Raw genomic sequence first — 17,540 nt, 5'->3', positions numbered from 1 at the left:
GTAACCCCTTCGGTCGCTTGTCTGCCCGCGTCCGCGAGGGGGAAATATCGTTTAACCCCGTTGTGAAGGATGCAAGCCGTGACCAGCTCCACCGATCCCTTCTCTGCCTCCATCATTCCCTTCGAAGTGCCCGAGCAGATGCGCGCGCTCGCCGAAAAGGGCGTCTCGCAGGCCCGCGACAGCTATGCCAAGTTCAAGGACGCCGCCGAGACCCATAACGGCACCATCGAGGCCGTGTTCACCTCGGCCAGCAAGGGCGCCAGCGAGTACAACGCCAAGCTGATCGAGTTCTTCAAGGCCAACACCTCGTCCTCGCTCGATTTCGCGCAGGAGCTGTTCGGCGTGAAGACCCCGGCCGCGGCGCTCGAGCTGTGGACCTCGCACGCCAAGAAGCAGTACGAGACCTTCACTGCCCAGGCCAAGGAACTGGCCGAGCTCGGCCAGAAAGTTGCGAGCGAGACCGTCGAGCCGATCAAGACCTCCGCCGCGAAGTACTACAAGCCCGCCGCCTGATCGCTTGGGTATGAACTCTGGAAAAGCCCGGGCGAAACGGCCCGGGCTTTTTGCTTGCCCGTTTTTGCTTGCCTGTTTTTGCTTGTCCGGGCCGGTCACCGCCCTGGCGGACGGTTCGCAAAAATGAACGCAAAATGTCTCGCCGGCGACCATTATGTGTGACGTGGCGCACTTGCCAAAGCGAGGCGTTGCACCTAGTTTCCGGCCCATTCGCGAGGCCGCTTTTCGGCCCCCCGCGGTAGGATGCAGTTGTAGCTCAGTTGGTTAGAGCGCCTGTCTGTGGAACAGGAGGTCGGTGGTTCGAGCCCACCCAACTGTACCATCCTTCATCCCGCTAAATGGCCGCCGGACCCGAACTGCCGCGACACTTGTGCTGTGGCGCGTCGTCCACCCGTGCTTGCGAATCCCCCGCCATTCACCCACAATTCTGCCAAAGTTTGGGCTGGGGAATTTGATGACGATTTTTCGGGCAGGGATTTTTCGGATCGGATTGTTTTTGGCCACCGCGCTGTCGCTCTCAGCTGGGCCCACTGCGGCGCAGTCCTACACCGCCGAGCAGCAGCAGGCCTGCACCGGCGATGCGTTCCGCCTCTGCAGCGCCGACATTCCCGATGTCGACCGCATCACCGCCTGCATGATCAGGAACAAGTCGCAACTCTCGCCACCTTGCCGTGCGCAATTCAGGGCCGGCCCGGAGCCGGGGGAGGTTTCAGCCAGATCAGCGGGCCGGCCGATGGTGATCCGGCCGGCAACGCCGCGCAAGGCCGTGGGCGCGAAGCCGCGGAAGAAGAAGCCGGCGAAACCGGCGGCGTGACCGACATCACAAGGTTTCACGGTTTCGTTCGCGGCGGATTGATACCTTGTTTGCTGCCTCTGCAATGAACATCTCCTGACCTAAGAGGAGAGGGTGTTCATTGAGTAAGCATCAGAAGGAGCTCGACCGGCATTTTGCCTGGTTCGAGAAGAAGCTGCCGCCGCGGCCGGCGAAGTTCGTCGGCTGGGTGCGCAAGCCATCGTCGTTTTATGTGCGCGTTCCGCTCGCGTTTTTGCTTGTTGTCGGCGGCTTTCTCAGCTTCCTGCCGGTGCTCGGGCTCTGGATGCTGCCGCTCGGACTCCTTTTGTTCGCGCAGGATGTGCCGCCACTGCAGAAGCCGCTGGCGCAAGGGCTGGGCTGGGTCGAGCGTAAAATGGCTCGAGCGTCAGCGCGCCAAGTTCGAACGCGAGCACGCAAACAGCGCGCAGTGAGGCCCAGCAGAGCAAGCTTGCCGATTTCCGTGTCGTCCAGTCGGTGATTGCGCGGTGTGACTCAAAAACCAGCCTTATTGGCAATTAAGTGGCCCCATCGCGGCGGCCGTTAAATTTTTCTTTCACGAATCAGCGCGCTGATTCATTTTCGGCTTCTGGGGTCAACTGGAGGCCAAGGTATGAACGTAATTGTTTTTGCATCACGTAAAGGGGGGTCGGGAAAAAGTACCCTGGCTGCTCATCTTGCTGCCCATGTTCACAAGGCAACAAAACCTATACTGCTCGTCGACGCCGATCCGCAGGGCTCGCTCACGCTGTGGCACAAGCTGCGCGGCACCAATGAACCGCCGATCAAGGCTGCGGTGAATTCCGTCAGCGGCATCGTCGCCGCCGCCAAGCGCGACGGCATCGAATGGGTGTTCATCGACACGCCGCCGAACCTGTCGGCCGTGGTCGACGACGCGATCCGCAACGCGACGATGGTGATCATTCCGGCGCGACCCGGCGTGTTCGACGTCAACGCGGTGCAGGAAACGATTCAGACCTGCCGCTCGGCGCGCAAGCCCTACGCGGTTGTGATCAACGGCGCCCCCGCCGAACGTGACGGCGTCGAGAGCCGCATCGTCACCATCGCGCGCGAAGCGCTGGCGAAATTCCGCGCTCCCGTCTGGAGCGGCCAGATCACCAACCGCGCCGATCTGTTGATGGCGCTGAGCCAGGGCGAAGGCGCCCGCGAATATTACGCCGAAGGCCGCGCCGCGGCGGAGATCTCGAGGCTCTGGGGCGCGATCGAACGTTCGATCAAGGCGATCCGCGGAACCGCCTCGGCATCGGGCGCCATGCACAAGCAGGCGGCGTAACAACGCCGCTTGTCTTTCCGGACTGTTGAAGACGCGCGGCGCCCCGCGCGTTTTTCTCTTTTTGGGGTTGTTGTTCAGCAGTCATTCCGGAGCGATGCGAAGCATCGAACCCGGTTCTCGAGATTCTCAGGTGCGCAATCGCGCACCATAGTTCGCTTCGCGCCCCGGAATGACGCTGCCATTTGTGATCGCGCGCTTACGCTACCATCAGCACATAAAACACGACGACCGGCGACAGCGTCAGGATCACCGACCAGATGCCGACGGCCCAGACAATGTCCTCCGTGGAGAAGCCCTGTTCGGCCAGCCTGTTGTTTTCGAAATGCACGACGCGCCCCGCGTTTCTCGTTGCTCCGGCCAGTTTGATACGTGGCCGGTTTTAAAAACCTGGTTGAGATTTCGCTTGCAATTGAATCCACCTGCTACGGCGGACTAACCGCCGCCAGTGCTGGTTAACATCCGGTGACCGCGCGGCGTCAAAGTCGAGCGAAGCCGCGTCCGCAACGTTAGAATTTTACGCGTATGGATTCTTCTCAGAAAAAGTTTCGGGGGGATTCCATGACCTTTCATCGCAATAGATTTTCGTTCGGCGATTACGCCCAGAGCATGCACGACGTCCTCCTGGTGTCGTCGTTCGCCGCCTGGGCGATGCTGCTCGGTTTCGCGCCGGTCATGACCTATCGGCTGCTCTTCAGCTAGAGCGCATCGCTCCCGCTCGCCATCGAGCGGGAGTTGACCGGCTTCTCTTGTGTGCACCATTCAGGCCCGCATCTTCAGCGGCGGACTGCGCCGCGCGATTTCCTCGTCCAGTAGCGCCGCCAGCTCGGCGCTCACGTCGACCATCGGCAGGCGCACTTCGGCGCTGTCGATCAACCCGCTGCGCGCGAGCCAATACTTGGCGGGCGCCGGGCTCGGCTCGCTGAATAGCAGCCGGGTCAGAACCGAAACCTGCTTCCAGCAGACAAGCGCACCGTCGCGGTCGCCCTGCGCCAGCAGCGTCCGCACCGATGCGAAGGCCTCCGTCTCAAGATGCGCGGACAGCAGGATCGCGCCGTCGGCGCCGTCGCTGAGCCCTTCATGGTATTGCGCGTCTTCGCCGGTCAGCACGCGAAAGCCTGCAGGACGCCGGCTCAGGAAGTCGATCGACTGCGCGCGGTCGGCGCTGCAATCCTTCATGCCGACGATGTTCGGATGTGCGGCAAGCTGCAGCAGCGTTTCGTTGGTGATGTTGACCGCGGTCCGGTAGGGGATGTTGTAGAGCACGAGGGGGCGCGCAGCCCGGTCGGCGAGCGCGGTGAAGTGCTGCAGGATGCCGCGTTGCGACGGCCTGGTGTAATAGGGGCTCGCGATCAGATAGCCGTCGATCGGCCAGCCAGCCGTCTCGTCGAGCGCCGCCAGCATCTTGGCGGTCGAGGCGCCGGAGAGGCCGAGCAAGATCGGCAAATGACGCCGGCCGGCGGTGGCGAGCTCGCTGCGCGTCACCCTCACCAGCCGCTCGAGCTCGTCGGTGCGCAGCGACATGCCTTCGCCCGATGTCGCCGCGAGAATGAAGCCGTCGATCGGGCCGGCTGCATAGTGTCTGACGAGCCGGCGCAGCGACGCCTCGTCGAGTTCGCCGTTTCGAAACGGCGTGATCAGCGGCAGCCACAGGCCCTGCAGGCGGCTCGTCAAATCACGGGTCGAAGGTTCAATCATCGTTCCATCTCCTCTTGGGGTAAGCCGGAGACGGGGCCAATAAAAAACCCCGTCCAGACGGCGGGGCTTTGCGGATCACGGTTTGCGGCAGTTCAGCGCGCGCGTCGATCCCGGGTCCCCGGATGGAGACCTTTTTTCGACGACAGAGCTGCACACGAACGCGTGATCATCTGCGCATGATGGTTGTGAAAGGTTTCAATGTCAATCGGCGGACTCATGGGGTGCGCCTAAGAAAAAAAGCCGGGCCCAAGAGAGCCCGGCTTGAGGTATTGGCCACGTGAGGCCGACACAATCACCTTCCAAGAGGGATTACTGAACCGCCGCGTCACTGGAGGAGGGGGACATATGCGCGACACGACCGATCAGCGTTTGAGCACTATGATCCTCATCCATGCCCTGCAGCAACCGTCGAGGTCGCATGTCAGACATGCGGTGAGCGCGCCCTCTATAAAATAGGCTAATCCACAGGACGCGCGCGCATTTACGAAGGCCAGCGCTGCGCCTTGCTCACCACGAAGTCGCGGAACACCTGCACCCGCGCGACTGTCTTCAACTCTTCGGGATAGACGAAATAGGTGTCGAGCTGGATCGAGTCGGATTCGCCGAACAGCTGCACCAGACGGTCGTTTGACTCGACGAGATAGTCGGGCAGCGCGGCAATGCCGAGACCCTGCTGGCAGGCGCGGACCAGCCCCAAGATGTTGTTCACCTTGAAATAGGCTTCGCGCGGGCCCGAGCCGTTGCGGCCGGCGTCGATCAGCCAGGCACGGTTCTGCAGATGCGTCGGAACCTGCGCGTCGCCGAGCATAATGATGCGGTGCGAATCGAGGTCATCGAGGGTGCGCGGCGTGCCGAAGCGCTTGATGTATTCCGGCGAGCAATAAGCGTGGAAGCCGATCGAGAACAGCTTGCGCTGGATCAGGTCGGGCTGCGTCGGCTTGCGGGTCCGGATCGCGACGTCGGCCTCGCGCATCGACAGGTCGAGATCCTCATCGGTGACGATCAGCGAGATGCGGATGTCGGGATAGAGCGCGGTGAACTCGTCGAGCCGCGGGATCAGCCAGTTGATGCCGAGGGCAGGGGGCGTGGTGATCTTCAGATCGCCGCTCGGCCGCTCGCGGCTATCGGTCAGCTTGGCGCGCGCCGCCTGCAACTGCATGAACACGTCATGCGCGGTGCGGAACAATAGGTCGCCCTGCTCGGTGAGGATGAGCCCTCGCGCATGGCGATGGAACAGCGACACCGAAAGCTCCTGCTCGAGCGCACTGACCTGCCGAGACACCGCCGATTGCGAGAGCCCAAGTTGCTCGCCGGCATGGGTGAAGCTTCCCGCTTCCGCAGCCGCGTGAAACACCTTCAGCTTGTCCCAATCCATGTCCGTAAATCCGTCCCGCGTTCGAGCCATGATTATTCTGCCGCCGCGCGATCGCTCGCACGCAAAGCCAGGAAACGTTCGGCCTCGAGGGCCGCCATGCAGCCGAGGCCGGCGGCCGTGACCGCCTGCCGGTAGGTTTCGTCGGCAACGTCGCCGGCAGCGAACAGGCCGGGCACGGAGGTCGCCGTCGAGTTCGGCGCCACCTCGACATAGCCGGAGGATTTCAGCTTGATCTGGTCTTTGACGAGGTCGGTCGCCGGCGCGTGGCCGATGGCGATGAAGACGCCGTCGGCCGGCACTTCCGTCAGCGCGCCGGTCCTGACGTTCTTCAGCCGCACATGGGTGACCTTGCTAGGATTCTCGGCGCCGCAGATTTCGTCGATTGTCGAGTCCCACACCACCTTGATCTTGGGGTGCTTGAACAGGCGGTCCTGCAGGATGCGTTCGGCGCGGAAATGATCGCGACGATGCACGATCGTCACTTGCGAAGCAAAGTTGGTCAGGAACAGCGCTTCCTCGACCGCGGTGTTGCCGCCGCCGACCACGATCACTTCCTTACCGCGGTAGAAGAAGCCGTCGCAGGTCGCGCAGGCCGAAACGCCAAAACCCTTGAACTTCTCTTCCGAGGGGATGCCGAGCCAGCGCGCCTGGGCGCCGGTAGCGAGGATCACGGTCTCCGCCAGATAGACGTCGCCGCTATCGCAGGTCAGACGGAACGGGCGCTGCGCCAGTTCCAGCTTGCTGACGAGATCGGTGACGATCTTGGTGCCGACATGCGCCGCCTGCTTCTCCATCTGCTCCATCAGCCAGGGACCCTGGATGACGTCGGCGAAACCCGGATAGTTCTCCACGTCGGTGGTGATGGTGAGTTGTCCTCCGGGCTGGATGCCCTGGATCAGTATGGGCTCCAGCATCGCGCGCGCCGCGTAGATCGCCGCGGTGTAACCGGCGGGGCCGGAACCGATAATGACGACCTTGGCATGGATAGGCGCAGGCATCGGCGGATCCCTCTCTTATTCGGGGGTTGTTTTGACTGAGCAGAAAGCGCCCGGGGAGGAGGTCGCGGCGGCGCTGAAAGTGTCAAATCCAAGTCTAAGATATCTGGGTAGCTATGCAAGATTTGCAATTCATCCCAGCGAATTTTCCCCGGAACCGAATTCACAATCGCGAAATTGGGCAGCGCACGCGCAATAAAATTGCTCAAGCCGCGCGGCCTGCGCTAAGAGATTGCCAGCAAAGCTGCCCGGGCGCAGCGAAAATTAGGGAACCCGACGCGCGTGTCGAAGAATTTGGACGAAATCGATCTCAAGATCCTTGCCGAAATCCAGGCCGATGGCCGAATCACCAATGTGGAACTGGCCAAGCGCGTCGGCATCTCGCCGCCGCCCTGCCTGCGCCGGGTCCGCACCCTGGAGGAGGAGGGCTACATCCAGGGCTATCGCGGCCTCTTGGACCCGCGCCGGCTCGGCTTTGATGTCACTGTGTTTGCTTCTGTGCATCTGTCCAGCCAGGCGGACGCCGATTTACGCGCCTTCGAGGAGTTCGTCCGCGCCGAGCCCCTGGTGCGGGAATGCTGGATGCTGTCGGGCGAGGTCGACTTCATCCTCAAATGCGTCGCGCCCGACATGGCGACGTTTCAGGATTTCGTCACGCACCTGACGGCGGCGCCGCACGTGCGCAACGTCCGGACCTCGCTGGTGCTGCACAATTCGAAATACGAGGCGGCCGTGCCGCTCGATGTGAAGGTGGCGGGGTGAGAAGAGAGGGGCATTCCGGGGCGATGCGAAAGCATCGAACCTGGAATCTCAAGATTCCCGATGCGCAATTGCGCATCTGAGGTCTGGTGCTTACGCGCCATCCCGGAATGACTGAACCGACGCTCAGTCACCTCTTCCGCATCATGGCGTCGGCGCTGATCGGGCCGCCGCCGGCGGTCGCCAGATAGAGACAGGCGAAGCAGAACAGGATCGCCGCCGTGCCACCATTGAGTAGCGGCAGGAACACCGGTGCGTCGGGGGTCTTGAACATGTGGCCGATGAAGTAGGCGAACGCCATTTCGCCGGAAAGGATGAACGCGCTCAGGCGCGTGAACAGGCCGATCATCAACAGCGCGCCGAGCACGAGTTCGATCGTGCCGGCTACCACGATCAAGGGCGGTATCTTGGCGAACATAGGCACGGCCGGAAAGCCGAGAATCTTGGCGACGCCGTATTGAAACAGCAGAAGCCCGGTAATGAAGCGAAACAGGCTCAGCGCTGTCGGCTCCCATTTCGCGAGCATCTTGTCGAGTTGGTCCATGTCATTGTCCCCCTTTGTTTGACGCGCCAGAACTTGGCGCGACGAGATTACACGGTGTTGGCGGAACGCGTGTGATGCCGAGACAACACCAGCGAAATTGAATCATTCCCGCCGCTTCGCGAGATTGTCGCGATGCAGCGCAACAAGATCGTTTCGGCAGGCCGGTCCCCGCCGTTTCGATCCCTTGCCTGGTCCGGCGAACGAAACTCGCCGCGCCCGAATGGCAAGCTCATTTAGTTATGAAGTATAAGCATTGTACCAGGTTCGGTATTACGGAATCCGCGGTGTCGCCACTCACAATGCTGTCAGAAAGCGCAAGCAAGAGAACCACGTCGCCATGCGCGCCTTTACCGCAACAGTTACTCGCGGGTGACCGTCGTCTCGCGACGATTCCAAAGGTGCGCGCTGCGGCTATGGCTTGGGAGCGGAGCCGCGGCTCAGGCAGGTGACCGCCTTGGGCTGGCAGGCAGTGCCGATGTTGGAGCAGACCGGTTCAGCGTCCTTGTCGTCGCGCGCGCAGTTCACGCAGCCGTCGCTCCACCGGCTGCAATTCGGCGGGCCCTTCTGAACCGAAACATTGTCGTACCCACGGCGCGGCGGGATTTCGATTTCGGCGGCGAGTGCGGCCGATCCGCCGAGCGCGAGGAGGGCGACGACAAGGCGGTAACGCAGCATTCCGCTCTCCGTAGCCTGGGGCCGAATTCACCGGCAGGAAATACGTGAGAGCAGCAGAAAAGAATTTACCGCCACTCGACCTTGGTGATCTCGTAAGCCTTGGCGCCGCCGGGCGCCATCACTTCGACGGTGGCGCCCTTCTTCTTGCCGATCAGCGCGCGGGCGAGCGGCGAGGTGATGGAGATGCGGCCCTTCTTGGCATCGGCCTCGACTTCGCCGACGATCTGCCACACCGCCTTCTTCTCGGTGTCCTCGTCGACCAGCGTGACGGTCGCGCCGAATTTGATGGTGTCGCCGGACAGCTTCGAGATGTCGATGATGTCGGCGCGCGCGAGCTTGTCCTCGATCTCGGCAATGCGGCCTTCATTATGCGACTGCTCTTCCTTGGCCGCGTGATATTCCGCGTTCTCGGAGAGGTCGCCATGCGAGCGCGCCTCGGCGATATGCTCGATGATGCGTGGACGATCCACCGACTGGCGCTGCTTCAACTCGAGCTCCAGGGCGGCGTAGCCGCCGGCAGTCATCGGAACCTTATCCATCATCTCTTCCGTCCTTGCATCGCGCGAACCACCATTGGCGCAGCACGCACGAGCTACTTTCTAGATTTCGATTCGGGCCTTCGTGGCTCGGATATGAGCCGCCAGCCTATTAATTTTCGGCCCCTTCCGGGGCCGATTCAACATCCAACCAAGCGGTGAGTTCCAGCCATACGGCTTTATTGCCAATCGCTTAGCGGGCGTTCGCCCGGCCAAGGATCAGTTTTCGGAAAAGTAACTCTGCAACGTGCGAACCTCAAGGTCCCCGCCCAGATAGGCGCGGATGCCCTGGGCGGCCGCAACAGCACCCGAAAGAGTGGTGTAATACGGCACTTTATGCAAGAGGGCAGCCCGACGCAGCGAACGGCTGTCGGCCAGCGCCTGCGGGCCTTCAGTGGTGTTGAAGACGAGCTGGATGTCGCCATTGGTGATGGCGTCGACGATATGCGGCCGTCCCTCCAGCACCTTGTTGACTTTCTCGGTCGGAATGCCCCTGTCGGCAAGGAAGCGCTGAGTGCCCGACGTGCCCATCACCTTGAAGCCGAGCGAGTGCAACAGACGGACAGCTTCCGCGATGCGGTTCTTGTCGGTCTCGCGCACCGAGACGAACACGGTGCCGTTGCGCGGCACGCGGGTGCCACCGCCGAGTTGGCTCTTGGCAAAGGCAACCTCGAACGAGCGGTCGATGCCCATGACCTCGCCGGTCGATCGCATTTCCGGACCGAGCACGGTATCGACGCCGGGGAAGCGGGCGAACGGGAAAACGGATTCCTTCACGCCGACATGGCCGAGCTGCTTCTTCTTCAGCTTGAAGTCGGCGAGCTTCTCGCCGGCCATGATTCTTGCTGCGATCTTGGCCACCGGCGTGCCGATCACCTTGGCGACGAACGGCACGGTGCGCGAGGCGCGAGGGTTGACCTCGAGCACGTAGATCTCGCCGTCCTTGATCGCATATTGCACGTTCATCAGGCCGACGACGTCGAGGCCGAGCGCGAGCTCGCGGGTCTGGCGTTCCAGCTCCTCGATCATCTTCGCGTCCAGCGAATGCGGCGGCAGCGAGCAGGCGGAATCGCCGGAGTGAATGCCGGCTTCCTCGATATGCTCCATGATCCCGACGATGAAGGTATCCTTGCCGTCGCAGAGGCAGTCGACATCGATCTCGGTGGCGTCGGACAGATAGCGGTCGAACAGCAGCGGGTTTTTGCCGAGCACCGTGTTGATCTGCCCGGTCTTGTCGTTCGGGTAGCGCGCCTTGACGTCGGCCGGCACGAGCTCGGGCAGCGTGCCGAGCAGGTAGTCGTCGAGCTGGGTCTCCTCGCGGATGATCTGCATGGCGCGGCCGCCCAGCACGTAGGACGGGCGCACCACCAGCGGCAGGCCGAGATCTGCCGTCACCAGACGCGCCTGCTCGACCGAATAGGCGATGCCGTTCTTGGGCTGCTTCAGCCGCAGTCGGTCGAGCACGCGCTTGAAGCGGTCGCGATCCTCGGCGAGGTCGATGGCGTCGGGCGAGGTGCCGAGGATCGGCACTTCGGCGGCTTCCAGCGCGCGCGCCAGCTTGAGCGGGGTCTGGCCGCCGAACTGCACGATCACGCCGTGCAGCGTGCCGTTCTGCCGCTCGGTGGCGATGATCTCCAGCACGTCCTCGGCGGTGAGCGGCTCGAAATAGAGCCGGTCGGCGGTGTCGTAGTCGGTCGAGACCGTCTCCGGATTGCAGTTGACCATGATGGTCTCATAGCCGGCGTCATCGAGCGCGAAGCAGGCGTGGCAGCAGCAATAATCGAATTCGATGCCCTGGCCGATCCGGTTCGGGCCGCCGCCGAGGATGATCACCTTCTTGCGGTCGGAGGGCGCGCTCTCGTCGGCGAGGCTGCCTGCAAACGGCGCCTCATAGCTCGAATACATGTAGGCGGTCGGCGAGGCGAATTCGGCGGCGCAGGTGTCGATGCGCTTGAACGCGGGGCGGACGCCGAGCGCGTGCCGCTTGGCCTTCACCTCGGCCTCGGTGGTCTCGGTCAGTACCGCGAGGCGCGCATCGGAGAAGCCCATCGCTTTGAGCATGCGCATGCCGTAGCCGTTCGGCGGCAGACCGTTGGCCCGCACCTTGGCTTCCATGTCGACGATGCCGCGCATCTCGCTGAGGAACCACGGATCGATCTTGCAGGAGTTGAAGATCTCCTCGTTCGACCAGCCGAGCCGCATCGCCTGCGCCACCTGCAGGATGCGGTTCGGCGTCGGCGTGCCGAGTGCGGCGCGGATCGCGTTCTTGTCGTCGCCGCGGCCGAGGCCTTCGATCTCGATCTCGTCGAGGCCGGTGAGGCCGGTCTCGAGCCCGCGCAGCGCCTTCTGCAGGCTCTCCTGGAAGGTGCGGCCGATCGCCATGACTTCGCCCACTGACTTCATCGACGTCGTCAGCGTGGTGGAAGCGCCGGGGAATTTCTCGAACGCAAACCGGGGGACCTTGGTGACGACATAGTCGATGGTCGGCTCGAACGAGGCCGGCGTCGCGCCTCCGGTGATGTCGTTGGCGATTTCATCGAGCGTGTAGCCGATCGCGAGCTTGGCGGCGACTTTGGCGATCGGAAAGCCGGTCGCCTTCGAGGCCAGCGCCGAGGAACGCGACACGCGCGGGTTCATCTCGATAACGACCATGCGGCCGTCGGCCGGGTTGACGCCGAACTGCACGTTGGAGCCGCCGGTCTCGACCCCGATCTCGCGCAGCACCGCCAGCGAGGCGTCGCGCATGATCTGGTATTCCTTGTCGGTCAGCGTCAGCGCCGGCGCCACCGTGATGGAATCGCCGGTGTGCACGCCCATCGGATCGAGGTTCTCGATCGAGCAGACGATGATGCAATTGTCCTTCTTGTCGCGCACCACCTCCATCTCGAACTCTTTCCAGCCGAGCACGGATTCCTCGATCAAGACTTCGTTGGTCGGGGAGGCATCCAAGCCGCGTTCGATGATGTCGAGGAACTCTTCCTTGTTGTAGGCGATGCCGCCGCCGGTGCCACCCATGGTGAAGGAGGGGCGGATGATCGCTGGCAGCCCGATCTCGGACAGCGCCATCAGCGCTTGGCCGAGGGCGTGCTCCTGGTAGCGCTTGCGGCGTTCGCTTTCGCCGAGCGTCCATTGCCTTTCGAGTTCATCCAGCGCCGCGCCGGATAGTTTCTCCCGTTCGGCGAGGTATTTGTCGCGATAGGACTTCTTCAATTCCGAGGCGTTGGCGAGCCGCGATTTCGGCGTCTCGAGCCCGATCTTGGTCATGGCCTCGCGGAACAGCTGGCGGTCCTCGGCCTTGTCGATCGCGTCGGCCGTGGCGCCGATCATCTCGACGTCGAACTTGTCGAGCGTGCCCTGGCGGCGCAGCGACAGTGCGCAGTTCAGCGCGGTCTGGCCGCCCATGGTCGGCAGCAGTGCAAAGCCGCCGGGGATGACGTGACGTTCCTTCTCGATGATCTTGGCGACGATTTCCGGGGTGATCGGCTCGATATAGGTCGCATCAGCAAGTTCCGGATCCGTCATGATGGTGGCCGGATTGGAATTGACGAGGACGATGCGGTAGCCCTCTTCCTTCAGCGTCTTCACCGCCTGGGTGCCGGAATAGTCGAATTCGCAGGCCTGGCCGATCACGATGGGACCGGCGCCGATGATCAGGATGGTGGAGATGTCTGTTCTTTTGGGCATCAGCTCTCAAACGGGAAATTGGGCACAAAAAAAGGGCGCGCAGCCGCGCGTCCCCTAAGCCAAGAGCGCGGGTCACCCTCGCGCGCGGGTGGTCTTTAGACCAGATTTTGCACCCGCGAAACCCCCAAAAACGGGCCATCAACGGGGATTTTCAGGGATTTGGCAGCCTGCGAGTTGTGCGGTGGCCAGCTCGGTCCGCCTTCGCTCTGCGAGCTACGGCGGGACAGCCTTCGCTACGAAAGGGCCTGTCTAGCCGAACCCGCCGCCGCTCTGCGAGCTGTGGCGGAGCAAGGCTGGCTTGCCTAGCCGAAGCTGCGTAAGCAGCGAAGGCTGGAGGCCCGGCCTGGATTTGAACCAGGATAAAGAGCATTGCACTGCTCCCGCGTCGACGCTTCCGCCACCGGGCCATGCTCATCATGGCCGATCACGGCGCGGTGAACCATGCTTACCGTGGTTTAGGGTTAACAACCTTAGGGCGCCATAGCGTCTAATTGAGCTTCAGAGCGTGCCGCGCGACGAAGGTCATCCGCCAGGGGTTGTGGCCGATGTTCTGGGGCGCGCGCGAGGTCGAGAAGCCGGCGCGCGTGAGCTTCCCAATCATGTCATTCTCGGTGTAGCGCTGCAGTCCGATCCGCGTGCGCAGCTGCCGGTAATCCGACAGCGCCGTGCTCGCGAGGCCGTACAGGGCATCCTTCAGGAACCCGTGGGCGGAGGCGAACTTCAACAGCGCCAGCACGTCCCTGAACATGCCGACCTCGGGCCGCAGGATGTCGCCGACCACCAAGCGGCCGTTGGGCTTTAGCAGCCGGCGGACCACGCCAAAGGCCGAATCCAGCTCCGACGGCGTCATGTATTGCGCGACCGAATTCATGACGACGAGATCGACCGAGCCTTCCGCCATCCGCGAGAGATCCTCGAGCGAGCGGACGCGGATTTTGGTGTTCGGCGCAAAGCGCGCGATCAGCCGGCCGCGCACGCCGGGCGCCGGCTCGGCCAGATAGAGCATGGCGCAGGCGTCCGCCACGCGGGCCGCCGACAGCGCCTCGCCGCAGGCATAATCGAGCACGACGGCATCGGGCGTGGCGATGTAGCCGATGATGTCGCGCGCGATGAGCTGGAAATGCAGGTCGCGATGCAGCTTGCTCGCATAAATCGTATGCGTGGAATCGTAATAGTCGATCCATTCATCCATGCGTGCGCGCCCGGCCAAAGTCGCCGGTTCCGGTCGCGGAACCAGCCTGAAACTGATGCGTTAGGTCGTCCGGCGGCCAATGTCCACCGCCGCCGGTATCTGGTCCTAACAGGAAGGTGTAATGTGAGCAAAACCAACAATAAATCCGACAAGGTATCCCCCGACCTCGATACGCCGACCGACCTGGCGCCGGCCGCCGTCGAGAAGATTTCGGCATCGCTCAACGTGCTCCTGGCGGACGCCTTCGCGCTTTACTTGAAGACCAAGAACTTCCACTGGCATGTCAGCGGCCGCCACTTCCGCGACTATCATTTGCTGCTCGACGAACAATCCGAAGCGATCTTCGCAACCACCGACCAGCTTGCCGAGCGGGTGCGCAAGATCGGCGGCATTACGCTGCGCTCGATCGGTCAGATCGCCAAGCTGCAGACCATCCAGGACAACAATGAGGATTACGTGCCGCCGCGGCAAATGCTGCGCGAATTGATGGAAGACAACAAGAAGATGGCGGCGGCGATGCGCAAGGCGCACAAGCTCGCCGACGATAATGAGGACACGGGCACCGCCCAGCTGCTCGAACTTTTCATCGACGAGACCGAGCGCCGCACCTGGTTCCTGTTCGAGGCCAGCCGGCAGGAAGGCGCCAACGCGGCTTGACCCACAGCCTCCCGTGCGGGAGGAGCAGGTTCGCCAACGGGCCGGCGCGACCCGCCGCTCCGTCAGGCGTGGCCGATCTTTGAATCGACGTGCAGTGCCAAAGTAAAGGTAGCTTGCGGGGCGGGTTCCGCTACGATGCTGTCGTGCGAGATTAACGGGAGGCCTGCGATGCCTATCTCCTTCTCGATGATCATCTTGAACTCGCATCTGATCGTTATGGCGGCTGACGGAATGCCGAACTACGATATTGCCCGGAGCTGCAAGCTCGTCGCGGCCGCGGCTGCCGGGCTCTCTCTTGATCAATCGGTCAAGACCTGCGTCAGCGATGAACAAAAAGCGCAGAAGCAGCTCGCGGGCCAATGGTCCAAATTTCCTGCGCCGAGCCGCGCAGGCTGTGCTTCGCAAGAAAATATCGGTGGCACGCCAAGTTACGTCAGCTTGTTAACGTGTCTGCAAATGGGCCAGGCGGGCAGATGACCGACTAGCGTGGCTTCAATGCGCCTCGGACGCCGGCGCCCGAAGCGTCGGGAGTACCGAAGTGCCTTCCTTCATTGCGCCGCTCCAACCGTCGCCAGTGTCCGCACAACCGGCGGCGGATTCCATCTTCCGGTAAGTGCTTCGGACTTCGGCGCGTAAAGGCGCATGGTGAGATTGAAGGCTCCCTTCGGTGCCGGCAGCCAGTTGGCGTCCTTATCCTTTCCGGGGCTTTCGTTCTGGAAGTACAGGTCAAGCGAACCGTCGGCGTTGTACTTGAACGGCATCCAGCTGCTCACGGCGAAACGGCCCAGTACGTTGCTGACCTGGAATCCTTCCGGATCGTACAGCGTGATCGACCAGAACGCATTTACCGGCGGTGCAGCGCCCTTCTCGAACGTGAGGGTGTATTTGTTTGAGCCGTCGAGCGGCTTGCCGGATTCGTCACCGAGATTGAGCGGATAGATGGCGTCCTCAGGCAGATTGGCTCCGAGCCCCACTTGCGCGACGATCGCCCGCTTCAGGTAGTAGTTGCCGTAGACGCCCATGGTGTCGGTGTTCATGGACCAGTTGTTCGCGACCCGCGCCAGCGTCGGCACCTTCCAGGCCATCAGCTTCTGTGCCTCTTGCGGTGCAGTCTCCAATGCCCGCCGTATGTGGGGATCGAGCATGCCGATGTCAAAGCTCTTGCCTGGCTCGATGCCGATCTTCTTCATCTGCGCGATGATCGGCTCGTCGGTGATATGCGGCGGATGCAGCTTGAGCAATTCAGCCGCGTTGGCGAAGTAGACGCCGGCCGACATGGTATCGACCTGGACCTTTGGCGGTGTCTTCATATCGACGCTCGGATCGATCTTGACCTCGGCCGGCTTTGGCGTTTTGCCGAACTCGGATAGCGGGGTAACCTTGTACCCGGCCTGGATTTTATGAACGGCGCTGTAATCCGCCGGGCCATCCGTCTTGGTGCGGCCGATGATCCAGACATAGGGCGTCGGCGCTTCGATCCGCTGCGTATCTTCTGGAAGCCTGAACGCCTCGGCGAACTTCTCGCGCAGATCGGGCCTCCAGCCGGGCGGTGTTAGCAGAAACGTCCCCGCCTCGGTGCCCGTCGTTCGCCACCCCGGCGATGCAAAAACATCGGACCACATGTCGAGCATCGGCAACAAATAGTAGCGTCCATCTGTATCCGGGACAGTGATAACGACCGGCTCCTTGGACATGTCCAACCATGCCGAGGAATAAAGGGTGTCAAAATTGGACCGCACGACACCCTTGAAATCCGCCGGCGGGTATTCGCGCACGTTCACGATCGTGTTCATCGGGCCTTTGAAACTGTCCGTACCCGTTTCAACGTTCGTGAATTGCCTCCGCGTGATATCCATAGACAGGAGAGGGTAGAAATAGACATAAGCATCCACTGCAATGGCGCGCCCTTCGTCTTCGGCGATCGACGCCGTGAGCTGGGCCAGCGCCGCCGGCGCAGCAGCCGCACCTATGCAGAGAGATAGTGTCAGCGGCAGAATTCCTCGAAACATGTCGAATCCTCCTTCTGTCGTGATTGTTTGTGAGATATTCGGAGCCGTAGCTGATGCGCGTGGCCTCCATTGCTCCGCAAAATTAGTGGCAGACGCGATCGTGCGGTCGCGTCCGGAAATGGATTGCGTGCCCTAACGTGTCATTGTCGGCATCAAATGCCGACGCGCATGCTGACTTAGATCAAGGTTTCTTGGAAAACCGATGCCGGCGGGGTTGATCGAGGTGTGTTCAGCTACTTCCAACTGAGCGACGATGCGCGGCCCACCCGACAACCCGCTGCAGCCAAGTGTCGCAGGTAAATGACATGCGCACAAAGAAAGTGCTGCGGGATTCCGATAGTCAATTTAAGCGTGTTTGGGCGAGATTGCCGGTAGCATGTAACCCGGCCGGGTGAGCTGATTGCGCGGTAAAACAATAGCAACTTTCAAGTCCATAATTGCCGAGTTTGGAATCCTGCGATGCAGAAAATTGTCGAATTACGTGACGTAACATCCGGCCATCGGGCCGGCCCATCCGGTCAGCCGGCCACGAAAGCGCCGGGCTCACAGGCAGCGGTGCCGTCGATCGAGCCGATCTATGCGGTGGTCGATTCCCTGTCTCGCACGCTGGAATGCATCAAGACGATGTGCGCGACCGTTCCGAACGGGCCGGTCCGTGATGACAAGCTCGAGATCGAGCGCACCAATCTCGTCATCGGGCTGTTCGTGGCGCGGATCGCGGCGATGCGGGTCTCACCGGCCGATGCGGAGCCAGCCGCCGTGGCCGAGCCAAAATTCCCACTCGCCCGGAGCGGCTGACGA

At 62.2% G+C, this 17,540-nt stretch carries 19 protein-coding genes and 2 tRNA genes; 10 read left to right on the top strand and 11 right to left on the bottom strand.

The window, feature by feature from the left end; translation table 11 throughout:
• The first annotated feature begins 78 nt into the window (after nucleotides 1-78).
• From RX331_RS34050 to RX331_RS34030, 5 genes are all read left to right on the top strand, one after another.
• The gene (locus RX331_RS34050; protein WP_317253950.1) at nucleotides 79-513 is read left to right on the top strand and encodes a phasin; all 435 of its coding nucleotides are present in this window, start codon (nucleotides 79-81) and stop codon (nucleotides 511-513) included.
• 245 nt (nucleotides 514-758) lie between these two features.
• Nucleotides 759-835 (top strand) — tRNA-His (locus RX331_RS34045).
• A gap of 132 nt (nucleotides 836-967) precedes the next feature.
• Nucleotides 968-1,327 (top strand): hypothetical protein, encoded by a 360-nt coding sequence (locus tag RX331_RS34040; RefSeq protein WP_317253949.1) that lies wholly within the window; start codon nucleotides 968-970, stop codon nucleotides 1,325-1,327.
• Between the two features lie 100 nt (nucleotides 1,328-1,427).
• The gene (locus RX331_RS34035; protein ID WP_317253948.1) at nucleotides 1,428-1,805 is read left to right on the top strand and encodes a hypothetical protein; all 378 of its coding nucleotides are present in this window, start codon (nucleotides 1,428-1,430) and stop codon (nucleotides 1,803-1,805) included.
• A 132-nt stretch (nucleotides 1,806-1,937) separates the two neighbouring features.
• Nucleotides 1,938-2,618, top strand: coding sequence for an AAA family ATPase (locus RX331_RS34030; RefSeq protein ID WP_025590355.1), 681 nt, complete (start codon nucleotides 1,938-1,940; stop codon nucleotides 2,616-2,618).
• Between the two features lie 196 nt (nucleotides 2,619-2,814).
• Here the strand turns inward: RX331_RS34030 and RX331_RS34025 are convergent, their stop codons facing one another.
• Nucleotides 2,815-2,946 carry a hypothetical protein gene (locus RX331_RS34025; protein ID WP_317253947.1) on the bottom strand — a complete coding sequence of 44 codons (132 nt, stop codon included), beginning with the start codon at nucleotides 2,944-2,946 and terminating at the stop codon, nucleotides 2,815-2,817.
• A gap of 230 nt (nucleotides 2,947-3,176) precedes the next feature.
• On the opposite strand from RX331_RS34025, the gene RX331_RS34020 reads away from it, so the two are divergent.
• On the top strand, nucleotides 3,177-3,317 hold the full coding sequence (locus RX331_RS34020) for a hypothetical protein (RefSeq protein WP_317253946.1): 141 nt from the start codon (nucleotides 3,177-3,179) through the stop codon (nucleotides 3,315-3,317).
• 60 nt (nucleotides 3,318-3,377) lie between these two features.
• On the opposite strand, the gene dapA is transcribed toward RX331_RS34020, so the two are convergent.
• The 3 genes from dapA to trxB all read right to left on the bottom strand — a co-directional run bounded on the left by dapA (nucleotide 3,378) and on the right by trxB (nucleotide 6,686).
• Nucleotides 3,378-4,313, bottom strand: coding sequence for a 4-hydroxy-tetrahydrodipicolinate synthase (gene dapA / locus RX331_RS34015; protein ID WP_317253945.1), 936 nt, complete (start codon nucleotides 4,311-4,313; stop codon nucleotides 3,378-3,380).
• 481 nt (nucleotides 4,314-4,794) lie between these two features.
• The gene (locus RX331_RS34010) at nucleotides 4,795-5,718 is read right to left on the bottom strand and encodes a LysR family transcriptional regulator (protein WP_283030135.1); all 924 of its coding nucleotides are present in this window, start codon (nucleotides 5,716-5,718) and stop codon (nucleotides 4,795-4,797) included.
• A 2-nt stretch (nucleotides 5,719-5,720) separates the two neighbouring features.
• Nucleotides 5,721-6,686 carry a thioredoxin-disulfide reductase gene (trxB, locus tag RX331_RS34005; RefSeq protein WP_317253944.1) on the bottom strand — a complete coding sequence of 322 codons (966 nt, stop codon included), beginning with the start codon at nucleotides 6,684-6,686 and terminating at the stop codon, nucleotides 5,721-5,723.
• A gap of 279 nt (nucleotides 6,687-6,965) precedes the next feature.
• On the opposite strand from trxB, the gene RX331_RS34000 reads away from it, so the two are divergent.
• A complete protein-coding gene (locus RX331_RS34000) occupies nucleotides 6,966-7,445 on the top strand; it encodes an Lrp/AsnC family transcriptional regulator (RefSeq protein WP_317253943.1) in 480 nt (159 codons plus the stop codon).
• A 127-nt stretch (nucleotides 7,446-7,572) separates the two neighbouring features.
• Here RX331_RS34000 and RX331_RS33995 read toward each other — a convergent pair whose 3' ends face one another.
• The 6 genes from RX331_RS33995 to RX331_RS33970 form a co-directional block, all read right to left on the bottom strand.
• The gene (locus tag RX331_RS33995) at nucleotides 7,573-7,986 is read right to left on the bottom strand and encodes a DoxX family protein (RefSeq protein ID WP_317253942.1); all 414 of its coding nucleotides are present in this window, start codon (nucleotides 7,984-7,986) and stop codon (nucleotides 7,573-7,575) included.
• A 411-nt stretch (nucleotides 7,987-8,397) separates the two neighbouring features.
• Complete coding sequence (locus RX331_RS33990; protein WP_317253941.1) at nucleotides 8,398-8,661, bottom strand: hypothetical protein; 264 nt, start codon at nucleotides 8,659-8,661, stop codon at nucleotides 8,398-8,400.
• A gap of 65 nt (nucleotides 8,662-8,726) precedes the next feature.
• The gene (gene greA / locus RX331_RS33985) at nucleotides 8,727-9,200 is read right to left on the bottom strand and encodes a transcription elongation factor GreA (protein ID WP_317253940.1); all 474 of its coding nucleotides are present in this window, start codon (nucleotides 9,198-9,200) and stop codon (nucleotides 8,727-8,729) included.
• 216 nt (nucleotides 9,201-9,416) lie between these two features.
• Nucleotides 9,417-12,881: a carbamoyl-phosphate synthase large subunit gene (gene carB, locus RX331_RS33980; RefSeq protein WP_317253939.1), complete on the bottom strand. Its 3,465-nt coding sequence runs from the start codon at nucleotides 12,879-12,881 to the stop codon at nucleotides 9,417-9,419.
• Between the two features lie 331 nt (nucleotides 12,882-13,212).
• Nucleotides 13,213-13,288, bottom strand: a tRNA-OTHER gene (locus tag RX331_RS33975).
• An 80-nt stretch (nucleotides 13,289-13,368) separates the two neighbouring features.
• The gene (locus RX331_RS33970; RefSeq protein ID WP_317253938.1) at nucleotides 13,369-14,073 is read right to left on the bottom strand and encodes a class I SAM-dependent methyltransferase; all 705 of its coding nucleotides are present in this window, start codon (nucleotides 14,071-14,073) and stop codon (nucleotides 13,369-13,371) included.
• Between the two features lie 123 nt (nucleotides 14,074-14,196).
• Here RX331_RS33970 and RX331_RS33965 point away from each other — a divergent pair, with 123 nt between their 5' ends.
• Together RX331_RS33965 and RX331_RS33960 are read left to right on the top strand one after the other, a co-directional pair.
• Nucleotides 14,197-14,730: a DNA starvation/stationary phase protection protein gene (locus RX331_RS33965; RefSeq protein ID WP_317253937.1), complete on the top strand. Its 534-nt coding sequence runs from the start codon at nucleotides 14,197-14,199 to the stop codon at nucleotides 14,728-14,730.
• 168 nt (nucleotides 14,731-14,898) lie between these two features.
• Nucleotides 14,899-15,207: a hypothetical protein gene (locus RX331_RS33960; RefSeq protein ID WP_317253936.1), complete on the top strand. Its 309-nt coding sequence runs from the start codon at nucleotides 14,899-14,901 to the stop codon at nucleotides 15,205-15,207.
• Between the two features lie 71 nt (nucleotides 15,208-15,278).
• On the opposite strand, the gene RX331_RS33955 is transcribed toward RX331_RS33960, so the two are convergent.
• On the bottom strand, nucleotides 15,279-16,739 hold the full coding sequence (locus RX331_RS33955; RefSeq protein WP_317253935.1) for a DUF1254 domain-containing protein: 1,461 nt from the start codon (nucleotides 16,737-16,739) through the stop codon (nucleotides 15,279-15,281).
• Nucleotides 16,740-17,198: 459 nt separating this feature from the next.
• Here RX331_RS33955 and RX331_RS33950 point away from each other — a divergent pair, with 459 nt between their 5' ends.
• Entirely contained in the window at nucleotides 17,199-17,537 is a 339-nt protein-coding gene (locus tag RX331_RS33950) for a hypothetical protein (RefSeq protein WP_317253934.1), read from the top strand.
• The last annotated feature ends 3 nt before the right edge of the window (nucleotides 17,538-17,540 follow it).

This window comes from Bradyrhizobium sp. BWA-3-5 (assembly GCF_032917985.1).
Taxonomy (GTDB): domain Bacteria; phylum Pseudomonadota; class Alphaproteobacteria; order Rhizobiales; family Xanthobacteraceae; genus Bradyrhizobium.
This window is presented reverse-complemented; position numbering and strand designations above follow the sequence as displayed.